Origin of the sequence: Rubrivirga sp. S365 (assembly GCF_032248475.1) — a bacterium.
GTDB lineage: Bacteria > Bacteroidota > Rhodothermia > Rhodothermales > Rubricoccaceae > Rubrivirga > Rubrivirga litoralis.
Map to the genome: position 1 here is coordinate 817,226 of NZ_JAVTTN010000001.1, position 17,474 is coordinate 834,699.

General features: G+C 75.8%; 11 protein-coding genes and 1 riboswitch. Of the genes, 5 read left to right on the forward strand and 6 right to left on the reverse strand.

What is annotated here, in order from left to right; genetic code table 11:
- Window positions 1–454: 454 nt before the first annotated feature.
- From RQM47_RS03650 to RQM47_RS03665, 4 genes are all read right to left on the reverse strand, one after another.
- Window positions 455–1,597: a hypothetical protein gene (locus RQM47_RS03650; RefSeq protein ID WP_314007391.1), complete on the reverse strand. Its 1,143-nt coding sequence runs from the start codon at window positions 1,595–1,597 to the stop codon at window positions 455–457.
- Between the two features lie 5 nt (window positions 1,598–1,602).
- Window positions 1,603–7,332, reverse strand: a complete 5,730-nt coding sequence (locus RQM47_RS03655; protein ID WP_314007393.1) for an Ig-like domain-containing protein — start codon at window positions 7,330–7,332, stop codon at window positions 1,603–1,605.
- The gene (locus tag RQM47_RS03660) at window positions 7,333–8,601 is read right to left on the reverse strand and encodes a tetratricopeptide repeat protein (RefSeq protein WP_314007395.1); all 1,269 of its coding nucleotides are present in this window, start codon (window positions 8,599–8,601) and stop codon (window positions 7,333–7,335) included.
- Window positions 8,602–8,902: 301 nt separating this feature from the next.
- Window positions 8,903–9,922 carry a hypothetical protein gene (locus RQM47_RS03665; RefSeq protein ID WP_311661186.1) on the reverse strand — a complete coding sequence of 340 codons (1,020 nt, stop codon included), beginning with the start codon at window positions 9,920–9,922 and terminating at the stop codon, window positions 8,903–8,905.
- A gap of 162 nt (window positions 9,923–10,084) precedes the next feature.
- Between RQM47_RS03665 and RQM47_RS03670 the strand changes: the two genes are divergently transcribed.
- A complete protein-coding gene (locus tag RQM47_RS03670; protein WP_311661187.1) occupies window positions 10,085–10,810 on the forward strand; it encodes a YebC/PmpR family DNA-binding transcriptional regulator in 726 nt (241 codons plus the stop codon).
- A 132-nt stretch (window positions 10,811–10,942) separates the two neighbouring features.
- Here the strand turns inward: RQM47_RS03670 and RQM47_RS03675 are convergent, their stop codons facing one another.
- On the reverse strand, window positions 10,943–11,758 hold the full coding sequence (locus RQM47_RS03675; protein ID WP_314007398.1) for a M48 family metallopeptidase: 816 nt from the start codon (window positions 11,756–11,758) through the stop codon (window positions 10,943–10,945).
- Between the two features lie 137 nt (window positions 11,759–11,895).
- Between RQM47_RS03675 and RQM47_RS03680 the strand changes: the two genes are divergently transcribed.
- Entirely contained in the window at window positions 11,896–12,822 is a 927-nt protein-coding gene (locus tag RQM47_RS03680; protein ID WP_314007401.1) for an aldo/keto reductase, read from the forward strand.
- 80 nt (window positions 12,823–12,902) lie between these two features.
- On the opposite strand, the gene RQM47_RS03685 is transcribed toward RQM47_RS03680, so the two are convergent.
- Window positions 12,903–13,361 carry a DinB family protein gene (locus tag RQM47_RS03685; RefSeq protein ID WP_409945957.1) on the reverse strand — a complete coding sequence of 153 codons (459 nt, stop codon included), beginning with the start codon at window positions 13,359–13,361 and terminating at the stop codon, window positions 12,903–12,905.
- Between the two features lie 256 nt (window positions 13,362–13,617).
- Window positions 13,618–13,883, forward strand: a riboswitch (cobalamin riboswitch).
- Window positions 13,884–13,977: 94 nt separating this feature from the next.
- Here RQM47_RS03685 and RQM47_RS03690 point away from each other — a divergent pair.
- From RQM47_RS03690 to RQM47_RS03700, 3 genes are read left to right on the forward strand one after another with little or no spacing between them, the layout of a single operon-like run.
- On the forward strand, window positions 13,978–15,915 hold the full coding sequence (locus RQM47_RS03690) for a TonB-dependent receptor plug domain-containing protein (protein WP_314007406.1): 1,938 nt from the start codon (window positions 13,978–13,980) through the stop codon (window positions 15,913–15,915).
- Window positions 15,915–17,033: a hypothetical protein gene (locus RQM47_RS03695; protein WP_314007409.1), complete on the forward strand. Its 1,119-nt coding sequence runs from the start codon at window positions 15,915–15,917 to the stop codon at window positions 17,031–17,033. The genes RQM47_RS03690 and RQM47_RS03695 overlap by 1 nt, the downstream gene beginning before the upstream one ends.
- Window positions 17,033–17,257, forward strand: coding sequence for a bacterioferritin-associated ferredoxin (locus RQM47_RS03700; protein ID WP_311661198.1), 225 nt, complete (start codon window positions 17,033–17,035; stop codon window positions 17,255–17,257). The genes RQM47_RS03695 and RQM47_RS03700 overlap by 1 nt, the downstream gene beginning before the upstream one ends.
- Window positions 17,258–17,474: the final 217 nt, after the last annotated feature.

The following is a 17,474-nucleotide window of genomic DNA, read 5'->3' on the forward strand; positions in this document are numbered from 1 at the left end:
AAGGTGGAATGCGGAATGATGAATGCGGGAGGGGAGCTGCGGGCGGGGCGGTGACGCACTCGTGACACCGGCGCGCCCGTAGTCTCCGGCATCGGCACCGAGCGTGGCGTGTGGTCTGAGACCTTCGTCATTCCGCATCCTCCATTCCGCATTCGGAACGATCCCCCCGGACAACTCCGCCAGGGTTGTCCATGAGGCCCCACCGGAACTCCGCCCGGTGGGGCCTCGCCTTGCGCGGGCGGGGCGGCGGGGAGGACGGCTCGACGGGCGCCGCCACCCCGCCCGCGGTCGGTTGGGAACGGCGGCGGCGGGTTCTGCCCAAGGGCGGGGCGGACCCGGCGGCGTTCGGGTTCGGTCTCCTCCGGCGCCTCCCCGGCGTGGGCGGGGCGGCGAGTGAGCGGTTCGGCCTCCCCGCCCGGCGGAGCGCTTTGGCTGGTCTACCGGCCCACGGTCCTCACAGGCCCACGCTCAGCCCGAGCCCGGCCTCGAAGGCCGTAAAGCTCCCGACGGTCCCGCCGAGGCGGCCCACGACGGCCACCCGGTCTGAGACCCGGTAGGCGGGCGCCACGCGCACGTCGGCGAGCGCCCGCGACGCGAACGCGTTGCTCTCGGCGTAGTAGCGGGCGCCGGCTGAAACGTCGGCCGTCAGGGCTGGGCCGAACCGGGCGCGGAGCGTGGCGACGAGGCGCGCCTGCGTGGGGACGGCAGCGTCCTGGCCGAGGCGCGTGAGCGCGGCGCCCGCCGCGTCGCTCCCCGCCTTCCGGCGGCCGGCCGCGAGCACGCGCACCGGCAGCCCGCCGACGAGGCCGGCCCACTCCGCCGAGGCCCCGAACGTGTCGCCCGTCGTGTACTCCAGCTCCCCCAGCGTGTCCGTCCCGAAGCGGACGTAGTGGCCGTCGACGGCGACCGTCGAGCCGTCCGCGAGGAGCACGTCGACGCCGGCCGTGAGCGCCAGCTCGTCGCCCGGGTCGAACGAGGCGTCGAGGTCGGCGCGCGGCTCGAAGCCCGTCCGCAGCCGGTACGCCACCCCGCCCCCGACCACGACCGAGGGGCCGGCGGGGACGGCGACCGACACGCTGGGCATCACGCTCGGCCCGCGACGCGGATACGGCGCGGCGAGGGCGTAGACGTCCTGGGCTGCCAGGAACGCCGTCGCCGCCTCGGCCCGCGTCAGGCCGCCGCCGGCCGGCACCGTCGCCGCGAGCCCGACGGCTACCGCCCCGCCCGCGACCGGCCGGCGGACGCTGAGCGCGACCTCGGCGTCGGCGAACCCGCCCACGCTCTCGCCGCCGTCCCGCGACGACGTCGCGTAGGCCGCGCGCAGGCTGAGGTCGACCCCGCGCGCGACGGGCGCGAGGACCACGAGCGGCACCGCGATCTGGCGGAGCCCGGACGAGTCGCCCAGGGCCGAGTCGTCCAGGACCTGCTGGTACACGGCCGCCGCCGTGACCTGGGCGGGGAGGCGCGGCTGGGCCGAGAGCGCGGGCGCCCACAGGGCGAGAACGGCCAGGGCGAGCGCGACCACCCCGCCCCCACCGCAGAACGTGCGGGCGGGGCGGAGCAGCCGGTAGGAGCGCGGGCGGGGCGGGGCGGGCATCGGCGTCATCGTACGACCGTCACCGTCTGCGTGGCGGACTCGCCCGCGGCCCGGAGGCGGACCACGTAGGTCCCGCTCGCCAGGCCGTCCGGGCGCCACGCCACCTCGTGCCGCCCCGCCCCGCGCTCGCCGTCGACGAGGACCGCCACGCGACGGCCCAGGACGTCGACCACGTCGAGCGTGACCGGGCCGGGCGCCGGCACGCTGAACGCGAGCGTCGCGGCGGCGCGGACCGGGTTCGGCGCCGCCCGTTCGAGCCCGAACGCGGGCGCCACGAGCGGGACCCCGCCCGCGACCGACGACGCGAACGCCTCGGTCCCCACGACGACGCGGAGCCGGCGGACCGGGTCGGCGGCCGAGAGCGTGACCTCGACCGCGCCGCCGTCGGCGGCGAGCGCCGCCCCGCGGTCGAGGTCGAGCACGTAGCGGCCGTAGCCGTCGGGGAGCGGGCGCTCGTCGTCGAGCGCCACGCGGAGCGCGAGCGGGGCGGCCAGCAGGTCGGCCGAGGCCGTGACCTCGGCGTCCCACGCCGCCCCGCCCCCGCCGTCGGGCTGGAGGCTCCGCGCGAGCCGGGCGCCGTCGGCGAGCAGGCTCAGGCGGACGTGCGGGCCGGGCGGCGGCGGCTCGGCCCAGTCGAGCCGGTCGCGGCCGGCGGCGGCGGCGGCCGCGAAGCCGACGACGTTCTGGGTGTCGCGGAGGTCGGCCGCCCCGCCCTCGCTGCGCGCGGCTGTCACGCTCAGGCGGAGCCGGTACCCGCTGCCCGCGTCCGCGACCGGCGCGCGCCGCGCCGCCGCGCCGACCGCGACGGGCGGCACCGTCAGCGTGACCGGCGCGTCGGTCGGGTTCTCGACGAAGTAGCCGCGCCACGGCTCCAGGACGCCCTGGTCGAACACGTACTCCGCCCCGTCCCACGCCACCGGCGGCGAGACGGCCTCGCTCCCCTCAATGTCGTCCCAGGCCACGGCGAACCCGAACGGCGTGCCGATCTGGGTCCACCCCGGCGCGAGCGTGAGGGCGACCGGGTCGGAGGCGTCGGCCGAGAGCGCGTCGACGACGTCGAAGGCGCCGCCGGCGCGGGCGGCCAGCCACACGCCCCGCCCCGGCACGAGCGGGGCGGCGATGTCGGGGAACTCGTCGTAGGCCTCGCGCTCGGCGTCCCACCGGAACAGGCGCCACACGGTCGGGTCGTACGGGCCGAGGTCGTCGGCGAAGACGGCCGCGGCCGTCGGCGTCTCGGGCACGAGCGGGAGCGCGACCATCCGGTACCCGTCGCGCTCGAACGCGACCGGAGCCTCGGCCCGCGGGATCGCCACGCGGACGTGCCGCGGGTCGAGGGCCGGCGTCTCGGCCGGGTCCGTCGCGCGCGCGCCGTCGCCGCTCAGGACCACGTAGTAGTCGACGCCGCGGGCCGTGACGGCGTCGGCCGGGATCGTCCCGGCGTACCCCGCCTCGGCGGGCGCGAGCGGCGTCACGCGGTAGGCCCCACCGCCGGCGGGGCGGTAGAACAGGTCCGCCGAGGACGGCGTGAACGCGGTCGCCGCGACGGCCACCGTCACGGGCGCGCCCACGCGGGCGGGGCCGGCCTCCGACGCGACGGCCGCCCCGCCCGCGGGCCGGACGGTCACCGTCACTGTGGCCTCGGCGGCCCCGCCTTGCCCGTCCGCGACCGTGTACGTGAACGTGTCGGTCCCGACGAACCCGGCGTCCGGCGCGTAGCGGACCGCCCCGCCCTCGACGGCGGCCCGCCCGCTCGCGGGCGCCGAGACCGAGGCGACCGTGAGCGCGTCACCGTCGACGTCGAGGTCGTTGGCGAGGACCGCGATGAGGACCGGCTCGCCGGCCCGCGTCGAGGCCGCGTCGTCCATGGCGACCGGCGCGTCGTTGACCGGCGTGACCGTGACCGACACGCTCGCACTCGACGTCTCGCCGCTCCCGTCCGACGCCGCGTAGGAAAAGGCGTCGGCCCCGTTAAAGTTGAGGTTCGGCGTGTACACCACCGTCGTCCCGTCGGGCGAGATCGTCGCCGTGCCGTTCGACGGCTGGACGACCGACGCCACGCTCAGCGGGTCGCCGTCGGGGTCCGTGTCGTTGTCGAGCACCGCGATCGTGACCGGCGTGTCCTCGGCCGTCGTCGCCGCGTCCGGCTGGGCCACGGGCGGGTCGTTCTCGCCGCCCACGCGGATCGTCACGGTGACGGGCTCCGACGCCACCCCGCCCCCGACGGCCTGGTACGTGAACGCGTCGCGGCCGACGAAGTCGAGGTCGGGCGTGTAGGTGAACGAGCCGTTCGCGCGGAGGTCGAGCGCCCCGTTCGAGGGGCCGCGCGCGAGCACGGCAGAGAGGGTGTTGTCGGGGTCCGTGTCGTTGGCGAGCACGCCGTCGGACGCCGACACGTCGAGCGCCACGTCCTCGTCCGTCACGTAGACGTCGGGCCGCGCGAGGGGCGGGTCGTCGACCGGCGCGACCGTGATCGTCACCGTGGCCGAGGACGACGTGCGGGTGCCGTCAGAGGCCCGGTACCGGAACGTGACGGTCCCCGCGAAGTCGGGGGCGGGGCGGTAGGTGAACGAGCCGTCGGGGCGGAGGTCGAGCGCCCCGCTCGCCGGCTGCGTCACGAGCTGGGCCGTGAGCGGGTCGCCGTCGGGGTCCGTGTCGTTGCCGAGCACGCCCGGCGCGCCGACCCGGAGCACGACGTCCTCGTCCGTCACGTACACGTCCTGCCGGGCCACGGGCCGGTCGTTGACGGGCGTGACCGTCACGGTCACGGTCGCCGTCGCAGTCCCGCCGTTCCCGTCGGAAACCGTGTAGGTAAAGGAGTCCCGGCCGTTCGCGTTGGCGCTCGGCGTGTATCGGACGGCCGCCCCGCCCCCCGTCACCGCGGCCCGGCCGTCCGAGGGCTGCGTGACGGCGAGGACCGAGAGCGGGTCGCCGTCGGGGTCCGTGTCGTTGGCGAGCACGTTGATCGTCACCGCCTCGTCCTCGGCCGTCGTCGCCGCGTCGTCTCGGGCGACGGGCGGGTCGTTCCGGCCGCCGACCGTGATCCGCACGGGGACGGCCGCAGACGTGCGGCCGCCGTCGGACGCGCGGTAGGTGAACTCGTCGGTGCCCTGGAAGTCGGGGGCGGGCGTGTAGGTGAACGAACCGTTGGCGCGGAGGTCGAGCGTCCCGTTTGACGGCTGCGTCACGAGCTGGGCCGTGATCGTCGGGCTGTCGGGGTCGCCGTCGTTGGCGAGCACGCCCGGCGCGTCGACCGAGAGCGGGACGTCCTCGGCCGTCGTGTAGACGTCGGGCTGCGCCGTCGGCGGGTCGTTGACCGGCGCCACGGTGATCGTGACCGTGGCCGGGGCCGAGGTGAGGGCGCCGTCGGACGCCCGATACCGGAACGTGGCGGTCCCCGAGAAGTCGGGCGCCGGCGTGTAGGTGAACGAGCCGTCGCCGTCGAGGTCGAGCGTGCCGCTCGACGGCCCCGTCACGAGCTCGGCCGAGAGGCCGTCGCCGTCCGGGTCGCCGTCGTTGGCGAGCACGCCCGGCGCGTCGACCGAGAGCACGGCGTCCTCGGCCACGGTGTAGCCGTCGTCTCGGGCGACGGGCGCGTCGTTGACGGGCGTGACCGTGATCGCCACGGCGACCGGCTCCGACGCCGCCCCGCCCCCGACCGCGCGGTAGGTGAACCCGTCCGCCCCGCTGAACCCGGGGGCGGGCGTGTAGGTGAACGAGCCGTCGGGGCGGAGGTTGAGCGTCCCGTTCGACGGGCCGCCCACGAGGTCCGCCGCGAGCGGGTCGCCATCCGGGTCCGCGTCGTTGCCGAGCACGCCCGGGGGCGGGGTGGTCAGCACGGCGTCCTCGGCCACGGTGTAGGCGTCGGGCTGCGCCACGGGCGGGTCGTCGACCGGCGCCACGGTGATCGTGACGGCGACCGGGGCCGACGCGAGGGTACCGTCGGACGCGCGGTAGCTGAACCCGTCGGTCCCCGAAAAGTCGGCGGCCGGTGTATAGGTGAACGAGCCGTTGGCGCGGAGGTCGAGCACGCCGTTGTCCGGCCCATCCACGAGATCGGCCGCGAGCGGGTCGCCGTCCGGGTCGGTGTCGTTGCCGAGCACGCCCGGGGGCGGGGTGGTCAGCACGGCGTCCTCGGCCACAGTGTAGGCGTCGGGCTGCGCGGCCGGCGCCTCGTTCACGTTCGTGACGGTGACGGTCACCGTGGCCTCGGCCTCCCCGCCCCGCCCGTCCGTGGCCGTGTACGCGAACGTGTCGGTCCCGACGAACCCCGGGTTCGGCGTGTACCGGACGGCCGCCCCGCCCCCCGTCACCGTGGCCTGACCGCTCGAGGGCTGCGTGACGGCGAGGACCGAGAGCGGGTCGCCGTCGGGGTCCGTGTCGTTGGCGAGCACGCTGATCGTCACCGGCTGGTCCTCGGCCGTCGCCGCCGCGTCGTCCTGCGCCTGCGGCGGGACGTTCGCGGGCGGGTCGACGGCGATCGTGACGGCGACCGGCTCCGACGTGAGGGCGCCGTCGGACGCGCGGTAGGTGAAGCCGTCGGTCCCCGAGAACCCCGGGTCCGGCGTGTAGGTGAACGAGCCGTCGGGCTGGAGCGCGAGCTCCCCGTTGCCCACCCCGTCCACGAACTGGGCCGAGAGCGGGTCGCCGTCGGGGTCCGAGTCGTTGCCGAGCACGCCCGGGGGCGGGGTGGTCAGCGTCTGGCCCGCGGGCGTCGTGTACGTGTTGGGCTGCGCCGTCGGCGGCCTGTTGGCCGGCGTGACGGTGATCGTGACGGCGACGGGGTCCGACGTGAGCTCGCCGTCCGACGCGCGGTAGCTGAACGTGTCGGTCCCCGAGAAGCCGGCGCTCGGCGTGTAGGTGAACGAGCCGTCGACGGTGAACTCGACCGCCCCGCTCGCTGGCTGCGTCACGAGTTCGGCCGCGAGCGGGGTGCCGTCGGGGTCGGTGTCGTTGGCGAGCACGCCCGGCGCGTCGACCGTGAGCGCGGCGCCCTCGGCCGTGGTGTAGCTGTCGGGCTGCGCCGTCGGCGGGTTGTTGGCCGCCGTCACCGTGACCATCACCGTGGCCCCGGCCGTCCCGCCCCGCCCGTCGGAGACGGCGTAGGAAAAGGCGTCGGTCCCGACGAACCCCGCGTCCGGCGTGTACTGCACCCTCTGGTCGCTGGCGACGACCTGACCTTCCGACGCTGCCGACACGCCCTCCAGCGTGAGCGGGTCGCCATCGGGGTCGGTGTCGTTGGCGAGCACGTCGACCGTCACCGTCTGCCCTGCGGACGTCGCCGCCTCGTCGTCCCGAGCGATGGGCGGGTTGTTGGCGGGGCGGACCGTGAGCGTGAACGTCTGCTCTACAATGGTCGTCCCGTCCGAGACCAGGATGGAGATGTTGTAGTCCCCCACGTCGCCGGGTGCCGGCGTCCCCTGGAGCATGACGGCGCCGTCGTTGGGCGCGCCGGGGTCGAACGTGAGCCACGCCGGGAGCGTCCCCGGGTCGAACGAGAGCGGGTCGCCGTCGGGGTCCGTGGCCGTGACCTGGTAGCTGTACGCCTCGCCCACCGCCGCGTCCGTGACCGGCGTCGACGTGAACGACGGGGCCGCGCGGACGGCGATCTCTACGCCGCCCCGCCCGCCCCGCGCCTCGTCGGACGGGGCGGCGGTCGCGGCGGGCGCGAGGGCGGTCAGGAGCAGGGCGGCGAGGGCGAGGAGCCACCCCGCCCGCGCGTCGGGCGTCGGGGGCATCTAGCGAGGCGTCTGGTTGCGGCCGGGCGGGGCGGGCGGCAGGGGGAGCGGGTCCGAGGGCGGGGTGAGCGGGACCTCGGCCGTCGGCACGCGCTCGCCGCCCGGCGCCGGCGTGTGAACGCCGAGGGCCTGGTTCGCGTGCGTCAACCGCTGCCCCACCAGGCGCACGGCGCCGACCGATGGGCCGAGCCGGTCGACGGCGGCCAGGGCCACGTCGACGTCGCCCGACGCCGCTTCGAGCGTGCGCGCGACGGCCGCCCGGTCGGCGGCCTGGCGGAAGGCCGGGTCGAGGCGCGCGGCCTCGTCGTAGAGCGCCGCCGCCTCGGCGTAGCGGCCGGCGTCCTCCTCGGCCAGCCCGCGCCCGTACTGGACGAAGGCGGCCACGCTGCGCGTCGGCGGCTGCGCGAGCCGGTCCCGCTCGGCGTCCGAGAGCGCCACGCCGGCCCGCTCGGCGAACGCGTCGACGAGCGCGGCCTCGACCTGGAACAGGTCGTCGAGCGCGCCCGCCGCTTCCGCCGGCACCGGCGCCGGCGCCGCGTCCCACTCCCAGAGCGCGGCCTCGGCACGGAGCGAGTCGCCCGCCGCGTCGACCGATCCCAGCACGACGTGGTCGCCCTGGAGCACGCGGGCGAGGCGGCGGGCGCGGTCGGCGTCGACGTCGTCGGGGCCGAGGCCGAGCGTGTCGAGCGTGGCCTGGACCCGCCCCGCCCCGACCACGCGGAGCCCGAGCGCGCCGACGTCCTCGGCGAGCAGGGCCGTCAGGCCGCGCGCGAGCGGGCGGAGCGCGGGGTCGCCGCGGAACCGGAGCGGGAACACCACGGCCGCGTCGTCGCCGACGGTCGGGTACCGCTCGGCGTCGAGGAGCGAGTCGACCTCGGCCCGCGTCCGCTGGGCCTCCAGCCGCGCCCGCCGCCCCGCCAGGAGCGGCCCGTACGGCCCCGCCCCGCCCGTGGTGCGGTAGCGGGCTAGGGCCAGGGCGGGGCGGCCCCGGGCCTCGTCCACGAGCCCGCGCGCGTAGGCCGTCGCGGCGTCGCCCGGGGACGCCCGCTCGGCGCGGTCGAGGACGTCGGCGGCCCGGTCGAGGTCGCCCAGGCGGGCGTAGGCGCGGCCTAGCTCGCGGAGCGCCGCGGCGTCGCCCGGCGACGCCGCCGCCCGCGCTTCGAGGGCGGGGAGCCGCGCGCGGACCTCGCCCGGTGTGGCCGGCCGCGACACCCCGGCGCACCCGGCGAGGAGGGCGGCGGCGGTCCAGACGAGGAGGGGCCGGATCACGGGCGGCAGGGGCGGGGGAGCGCCAAAGTAGAGGAGGGGGCCAGCACGAAACCCGTAGGTAAGCCTGAGGATAGATCCCCGGAGCGGCGAGCCACCCCGCCCGCCGAGTCAACGCCGCGCGTGCGCGGCTGGTGCGCGAGGCACGCGGATCCGCCCCGCCCAACCCTGCGGCCGCCGCCCCGACCGGGCGGGGCGGGGCGGTGAGCCGGAGCGCGGGGTGCGCCGCCCGGCTCCTTGTGCCCGCCCCGATCGGTTGGGATCGCCGTCGACTCCTTGGCTTTCAGCTAGTACCAGCCGTGGGTTACACGTACGACAGGATGCCGCTGAGGCCGTTCGCGTAGCTGCCTGCTGCCCTGTTGCGCTCAGCCAAGCTGGGGTAGAAGCGCTCAATGACCCGGTGGTTCAGAGCGCTAATCGCCTCCATGTAGCTGTGGTCCGGGTTATAATCTTCCGCGATGTTGTAGACAACGGAGCCCCGGCGGTAGTCGTCATGGACCGGGTCAAAGTTTGGTTCGGCGCGTTCGGTCACGGCTCGCTCGTACGCCGCGACGATTTTCTCCGTCCCGAGCCGGACGCTCTCGGTGTTGGAGATCATGGACTCCGTCTGCACCTGCATCGGCCCGAGCGACTTGCTGAACCGAGGGAACGCCACCCGCTCTAGCGCCTGGAAGGCAGGCGGCCGCTGGAAGCTCTCGTAGACCATGATCGAGTAGACGACGGACTCCACGAAGGCGTTCGGCACCAGCGGTTCCACAACGCTCTGGTACTGCGAGCGCAGCGTGCGGAAGGCGTGGGCGAGGTAAGCTTCCTTGCGGCGCCGTGACCCCGCCTCGCTCACCTCGATCCTATTGAGGGTAGCGTAGATGAACAACGCTACGATGATCCAGAGCTCGGTAGAGACACTTTGCGCATCGGGAAGGAGGTACTGCCGGACGCGGATAACCTTGTCATACAGGAGCCAGGCTCCTCCTACCGTGACAGCGAGGATAAGCGCCTCCCTCGGCCAGTTGAGGAGCAGCCTCCTGCCCATAGCGAGGTTGTAGCCAACACGGAACGCGGAGTAGTAGACGGCTACAAACCAGATGCCCCCGACGAGCCAGTCTGCGCCCACTCCGTAGAGCGCCGCGGCCACGATCACAATGAACGCTATCGGTCCGAAGGCTCGGAAGGCGAAGTTGAAGGCCGGCGCCTCGTCCCTCGTGACGAAGAGGGACAGGCTGATGTAGCCCATGCCCGCGGTGTGCCTGCCGATCCAGCCCATGAGGAAGAAGAGCGCCACCGCTAGGGCTAAGTGGACGAAAACGGCGGCTACGGCGGACACGGGCAGGAGGCAAGTACGTGTAACTAGAACGTCAGCCGCCCCGCCCATCGACCATAAGGGGGCGGGGTCCCGCATGATACGCGACCGCCCCGCCCGCACAGGCTGCTGTGGGCGGGGTGGGCGAGCGCGGTAGCTTCGGCCCCTCACCACACCGAGAGACGCATGGGCCGGATGTTCGAGAAGCGCAAGCACACCATGTTCGCGCGCTACGACCGCATGGCGAAGCAGTTCGCCCGCATCGGCAAGGACATCGTGATCGCCGTCAAGGCCGGCGGGCCGGACCCCGACCTCAACCCGCAGCTCCGGCGGGCGGTCCAGAACGCGAAGGGCGTCAACATGCCCAAGGAGAAGGTGGACGCGGCCATCAAACGGGCGCTCGGCAAGGACACGGCGAGCTACGACGAGGTCCTCTACGAGGGCTACGGCCCGCACGGCGTGGCGCTCCTCATCGACGCGGCGACGGACAACGTGAACCGGACCGTCGCCAACCTCCGCGCCGTGTTCTCGCGCGGCGGCGGCAACCTGGGCACGAGCGGCTCGGTGGCGTTCCAGTTCACCAAGATGGGAGCGTTCGCGCTCGACCCGGACACGCTCGGCGACCGCGACGAGCTCGAGCTCGACCTCATCGACGAGGGCCTGGAGAGCCTGGAAGAGGGTACGACCGAGGACGGGCGCGCGGTGCTCGTCGCGCGGTGCGCGTTCGCCGACTTCGGCCAGATGCAGAAGGCCCTCGACGCGCGCGGCGTCGAGCCCATCACGGCCGAGGTCGAGTACGTCCCCACGACGACGACCGACCCGGGCGACGACGCGGCCGACGACGTGCTGGAGTTGGTCGGCAAGCTGGAGGCCGACGAGGACGTGCAGCGCGTGTTCCACAACCTCGCGTAGCCGCCCCGCCCCTGAGAGGCTGTTCGGTAGGAGTCTCCCTCCCCCGCTGGGGGGAGGAGACTCGACGCGGGCGACCGACCCGCTCCTGAGCATCGGGCGGGGTGGTCCCGAGCCCGCCGCCCCGCCCGGCGGCTAGCGGCTGGACACGAACGGGCGCACGCGGCGCTGAACGTCCTCGAAGGCCGCGTCCTCGTCGGGGCGGGGTGGCGGCGAGGGCAGGGCCTCGGCCGCCGCTTCGGCCGCCTCGACGCGGTCCTCGCCGAGCGGGTGCGACTGGAACCACCGCTCGAACCTAAGCGGCCGGCGCGCGCGGAGCGCCACGAGCGTCTCGAACATGGCCGCCTGCCCGTCCGGGTCGTAGCCGGCCGCCGCCAGATAGTCCAACCCGAGGCGGTCGGCCTCGGCCTCGTCGGACCGCGAGAACCGGGCGAGCGCGCCCCGCCCCACGAGGCCGGCCGCGACCTGGCGGACGAGGCCGGGGTTGTCGCCCAAGACCAGCCCGGCGACCCAGCTCACGCCCTGGGCCTTCACCATGCGCTCGGTGCTGTGGCGGGCCACGCCGTGGGCGACCTCGTGGGCCACCACGCTCGCCAGCTCGTCCGGACCGCCGGCCGCCGCGACGAGCCCGGCGTGGACGTAGACGTGCCCGCCCGGCAGCGCGAACGCGTTGACGGCCGGGTCGTCGAGGACGGTGAACGTCCAGTCGCGGTCGGCCATCTCGGTCTGGGCCACGAGCGCTCTGCCCACACGGTCGACGTAGCCCTGCACGACGGGGTCGGGGAGCGGGCGGACCTGGGCGTCGACCTCGGCGGCGAGGTCGCGGCCGAGCGACCACTCGTCGTCGAGCGACACGAGGTTGAGGTCGCCGCGGTTCACGCTGTCCGAGGCGCACGTGCAGCCGGCGACGAGGAGCACGGCGAGCAGGACGGAGACGGCGGCGCGGCGCATGGGCGGGGCGGGGGGGGCGGCCGTCCTACGCCGCCCCGCCCCCGGGTGTCCGCGCGGCAAGCGCGGGCGGGGCGGGAAACCCCGGCCGGCGGGGCGGGGTGGACGACGGACCCGACCCGCCCGACTCCCCTCCCGTCATGGACACCCGCCGCATCGGCTCGCTCACCGTCTCCACCGTCGGCCTCGGCTGCAACAACTTCGGCTGGCACATCGACGAGGCCGCCTCGCGCGAGGTGGTCTCGGCGGCGCTCGACGCCGGCGTCACGCACTTCGACACGGCCGAAGTCTACGGCGAGGGCCAGAGCGAGGAGATCCTCGGCCGCGCCCTCGGCGCCCGCCGCGACGACGTGACGATTGCCACGAAGTTCGGGCACGGGAGGGACGCCACGCCCGCGGCCGTCCGCCGGGCCATCGAGGGCAGCCTGGGGCGGCTCGGGACCGACCGCGTCGACCTGTACTACCTCCACAAGCCGGACCCCGACACGCCCATCGCCGACACGCTGGGTGCCTTGGACGACTTGGTGCGCGAGGGGAAGGTCCGCGAGGTCGCCTGCTCGAACCTCTCGCCCGAGCAGCTCCGCGAGGCCGAGGCCGCCGCGACCGGCGCCCGCTTCGTCGCGCTCCAGAACGAGTACAGCCTGCTCCACCGCGACCCCGAGGGCGACGGCGGCACGCTCGCCGCCTGCCGCGAGCTGGGCCTCGCGTTCGTCCCCTACTTCCCGCTCAAGAGCGGGCTCCTGACGGGCAAGTACCGCCGCGGCGACGAGGCGCCCGAGGGCTCGCGCCTGGGCGGGGTGGAGGGGAGCCGGTTCGCAAAAATGGGCGACTCGCTGCTCACGGCCGACAACCTGGAGACCGTTGAGCGCCTGATCGCCGTTGCCAAGGACCGCGGCCACACGGTCCTCGACCTCGCCTTCGCCTACCTCCTGGCCCACGAGCCGGTCGCGTCGGTCATCGCCGGCGCCACGAAGCCGTCGCAGGTCCGCGCGAACGTCGACGCGGCGGGGTGGGCGCTGTCGCCGGCCGACCTCGACGCCGTCGACGAGGCGCTCCAGGTGGCGTAAGCACCCTTCGGGTGGGTACAGGGTACGGAGTACCGGGTACGGCTGCTCTGCCCCGCCCCGCCCAGGCCGCCCCGCCCGGGCTACGCGGGCGGGGTGGTCACGACGGCTGCCGTCACCAGGAGCTGCCCGACGTGGCGCTGCGTGTGCTCGGCGGCGTGGACGAGCAGGCCGAGCGCCGTCGACGGGATGCGGTCGCGGCCGACGGCGCGGGCGTCGAGCAGCGTCGCCGGGTCGGTCGCGCGGATTTGGGCGAGCGCGCGGTCCACGGCGTCCTCGAACGCCGCCACCAGCGCGCCCGTCGTGAGGGCGGGGCGGGGCTCGCCCTCGGAGTCGAGCGCGGCGAGCTGGGCGTCGCTTAGCGCCTCGCCTCGGGCGTACGTCAGCAGCCGGTCGAGGACGCCGGCGAGGTGCTGGAGGTGGAACCCGACGGATGCCCGCCCCGCCGGCCGCGCCCACAGCGCCGCCCCGCCCACGTCCGCGACGTACTCCGGCACCTCCTCGCGCGCCTGCACGAGCGCGTGGGCGACGGGCTGCAACAGGTCGGGGACGCCGGGGAGCGGCCCCCGGAGCCAGGGTTCAGGGTGGGGCACGGGCGCCTCACGCCGCCCCGCCCGCCCGTGATCCCGACCGCTCCGCCTGGGCGGGGCGGGCTGCCGTGTGCCGCCCCGCCCGCCCGCGATTCGACCACCCCGCCCAGGCGCCACGCCCGTGCGGGGCGGGGTGGTCTGGCCCTACTCCCGAAGATGCGGTGAGCGCGCGCGCCGGGCGGGGCGGGCGCCTACCTTGCCGGCCGCTCTTTCTTCCACCGCCTCGGGTTCTGCGACCGGCCTCGGCCGGCGCGGATGAAAAGGGAATCCGGTCCAACACCGGAGCTGTCCCCGCAACTGTAGGCGGCCCGCCGCTGGCGACGACGCCCGCGACCACTCCGGCCCCGCGCTCCGCGGCGGCCGGGGGAAGGTCGGGGCCGAGCCGGCGGGCGCTCACTCCGCCCCGCCCCCCTGGGACGGCGGAACTGGGCCGGGCCGCGAGCCAGGAGACCTGCCCGGGCGAGACCGCCCCACCCGCCTCCGGGATCAGAGGCGCGGCGGCACCCGTGCGGCCCCGTGGCGCGTGCGCGTGCTCCCCGTGCTTCTCGTTTGAGGCGCGGGGTTTTTCATGCGCCTCCCCGCCCGCCCCTTCCTCCTCGCCGCCACGCTCGCGGCCCTCGCCGCCGCGCCCCGCGCGCAGACGCCGAGCCGTCCGCCCCGCCCCGCCCCGGCGGACTCGGTCGAGCTGGGCGAGGTCACGGTGACGGCCACGCGCGAGGCGCTGCCGACGCGCGAGGCGCCGGTCCGGGTGACGGTCCTGGACCGCGAGGCGCTCGACGCCACGGCGGCCGCGAGCCTGGCCGGCGTGCTCGAAGCCCGCGCCCCCGTCCACGTCCGCCGCTACGGGCCGTCGGGGCTGGCGACCGTCACGGTGCGGGGCGCGTCGTCGCAGCAGGCGCTCGTGCTCCTCGACGGCCAGCGGCTGACGGACCCGCAGCTGGGGCAGGTCGACCTCTCGCTGCTCCCGACGGCGCTCCTGGAGTCGGTCGAGGTCCTGAGTGGGCCGGCGTCGGGGCTCTACGGGAGCGACGCCGTGGGCGGCGTCGTCCACCTCCGGCCGCCCCGCCGGGGCGCCCCCGAGGCCCGGCTGGGGACCGACGTCGGGCCGTGGGGCGAGCGCCGCGCGCACGCGCTCGGGGCGGGCCGCGTCGGCGGGGTGCGCGCGCTCGTCGCCGCCGAGGCGACGCGCGCCGAGGACGACTACGCGTTCCGGGACCGCTCGCGGCTCGACGCCCCGCTCGTGACGCGGCGCGGCTGGGACTCCCGGCAGGCGTCGGTCTACGCGACGGCGGCCGTCGGCGCCGAGCCGGGTGGCGAGGGGCGGGGCGGAGCCGGCCTCAGCCTGTGGGCCGCCGACGCCGAGCGCGGCCTGGGCGGCGACGGCGACGTGGGCGCGCGCCAGTGGGACCGCCGCGTCCGCCTGGCCGCCGCCGCCCACCGGCAGACGCCGTGGGCGCGCGTCGAGGCCGCCGCCTCGCTCCAGCGGACGCGGCTCCGCTACGCGGCCCCGTTCCCCGCCCCGCCCGACCGCCCCGACGCCATCGACGACACGGGGCGCACGACGGCGGCCTTTCTCGACCTCCGCGCCACAACCGAGCGGTGGGGTGGGGCGTGGGCGCTCGCGCTCTCCGCCGGGGCGGGGCGGGGCGAGCACCCAAGCCTCCAAGACGACGCCCTCGACCGCTTTGCCGGCGCCGCCCTCAGCGGGCGCGTCGCCTGGGGCCGCTGGGCGTTCTTCCCCTCCGCCCGCGCCGACGTGTACGCGCCGAGCGGGGCGGACCGGCGGCTCGCGCTCAGCCCGCAGCTGGGCGCGAACGTCGCGCTCGCGCCCTCGCTGACCCTCAAGACCAACGCCGCTCGCGCCTTCCGCATGCCGACGCTCAACGACCGCTTCTGGCAGCCGGGCGGCAACCCCGACCTCCGCCCCGAGACGGCGTGGAGCGCCGACGGCGGGCTCGTGTGGAGCGGGCGCGGCGTGCAGGCCGAGGCCTCGGCGTTCGCGACCTGGGCGCGCGACCAGATCGTGTGGGCGCCGCGGACGTCCACCTTTTTCGAGCCCGCCAACGTGGCCCGCACCCGGAGCCTGGGCCTCGAAGGCTCCGTCCGCGCCGCCCGCGCGGTCCGCCTCGCCGGCCGCCCCGCCCTCGTCGAGGGCGGGGCGCTGGCCACCTACGTCGACGCCCGCGACCGGGGCACCGACGCCCCGCTCCGCTACGTCCCCCGGTGGACGGCCAAGGCGTGGGGCGGGGCGGGGTGGGGCGCGCTCCGCCTCGACCTGGGCGCCCGCATCGTCGGCGCCCGCTTTACGACGGCGTCGGGCTCGCAGCCGCTCCCGGCCTACCTCGTCGTCGACGCCCAAGCGTCCGTGCGGCGCGCGGTCGGCGCCGTCGACCTCACGCTCGGCCTCGCGGCCGAGAACCTCACGGGCGCCCAGTACGAGGTCGTCCAGTCCTACCCCATGCCGCCGCGCCACGCGCGCGTGCGGCTCACGATCCGAACCCGCTGATGCCCCGCCTTTCTGTCCTCCGCCCCGCCCTCCTGCTCGTCCTCGCGCTCGCCGTCGCCGCGTGCGACGCCAACGACCCCGACGAGGTCGAGGCCGGCACCGTCCTGTTCGTCGGCAACCAGGGCAACTTTTCCGACAACAACGGCTCGGTCACACGCTACGACGTCGCCACGGGCACGGTGACGCCGGACGCGGTCCCCACCGTCGACGGCCTGGTGCAAGGGCTCGTGGGCGGCGGCGACGCGCTCTACGTGCTCCTCAACTACAGCGACTCGTTCACGACCGGGCGCGGCCGGATCGACGTCTACGACGCCGCGAGCCGCACGACCACGGCCCAGTACGACGTGCGGACGCCGCGCGGCCTCGCGAATGGACCGAGCCTCACCGGAGGCGGCCCGCTCGACCTCTACGTGACGAACCTCTACGACGGGACGGTCACGCTCCTCGACCTCGGGACCGGCGAGACCGGCGCGCCGGTTGAGGTCGGCCCCAACCCCGAGGGCGTCGTCAGCGTGAACGGGCGGACCTACGTGGCCAACTCGGGCTTCGGGTCGGGCACCTCGGTCAGCGTCCTCGACACCGAGACCGGCCGCGTAGTCGACACGCTGGACGACCTGTGCGTCGGCCCGCGGACGCTCCTGGCCGACGCCGACCTCGACGTGTGGGTCGTCTGCACGGGCGCCACCGACTTCGAGACGGGCGAGGTCGCGGGCGGGGCGGTCGTGGTCCTCGACGGGGCGACGGGCGCCGTCCGCACGCGGTTCGACTACGACACGACGCTCGGCTCGGCCACGCTCGGCGCCGACGGCGCGGTCCCCAGCAACACGACGGCCCGCGAGGTCTATGTGATCGGGAGCGGGGCGGTGCTCCGGTTCGACGCGACGGACAACACGCTCGACGCGCGCGTCGAGGTGCCGGGCGCGCCGGTCGGCGCCGTCGCCTACGACGCCGACGGGGAGCGGCTCTACCTCGGGCGCCCCGACGCCGTGAGCCCCTACGGCGCCGACGGCGTGGTCACGGTCCACGACCGGGCGGGCGCCGAGGTCGGGCGGTTCGGGGCCGGCATCGCGCCGTCGGCGCTCGCGTTCGGACGGGCGGCCGTGGTCGCCGAGGGCTGATGGAGATCGACCGCTGCCTGTGCTTCGGCGTGCCGTTCGCGCACCTCGCAGACGTCGCCTCGGAGACCGGCGCCGCCACCGTCGCGGGCCTCCAGGAGCACGCGCGGTTCGGTCAGAAGTGCGGGCTTTGCCACCCGTACGTCCGCCGCATGCTGCGCACGGGCCAGACCGTGTTCCACGAGGTCGTGACGGACGAGGACGAGCCGGAGGCCGGCGCCAGCTAGAGCACCCTCCGGGTTGGTACGGGGTACCGGGTACAGGGGTACGGCCCGATCTGACGTCGGCGCGCGCGTACCTCGTACCGAGTACCCGGTACCGACCTGCACGTCGCCCTATACCCACCGCCCCGCCCCACGCTGCGGGCGAGGCGGTCCGAGAGGGGGCACGCCACCCCGCCCCGGCGAGCGAAGCGTTCGCGGGCGGGGCGGGGCGAGGAACCGC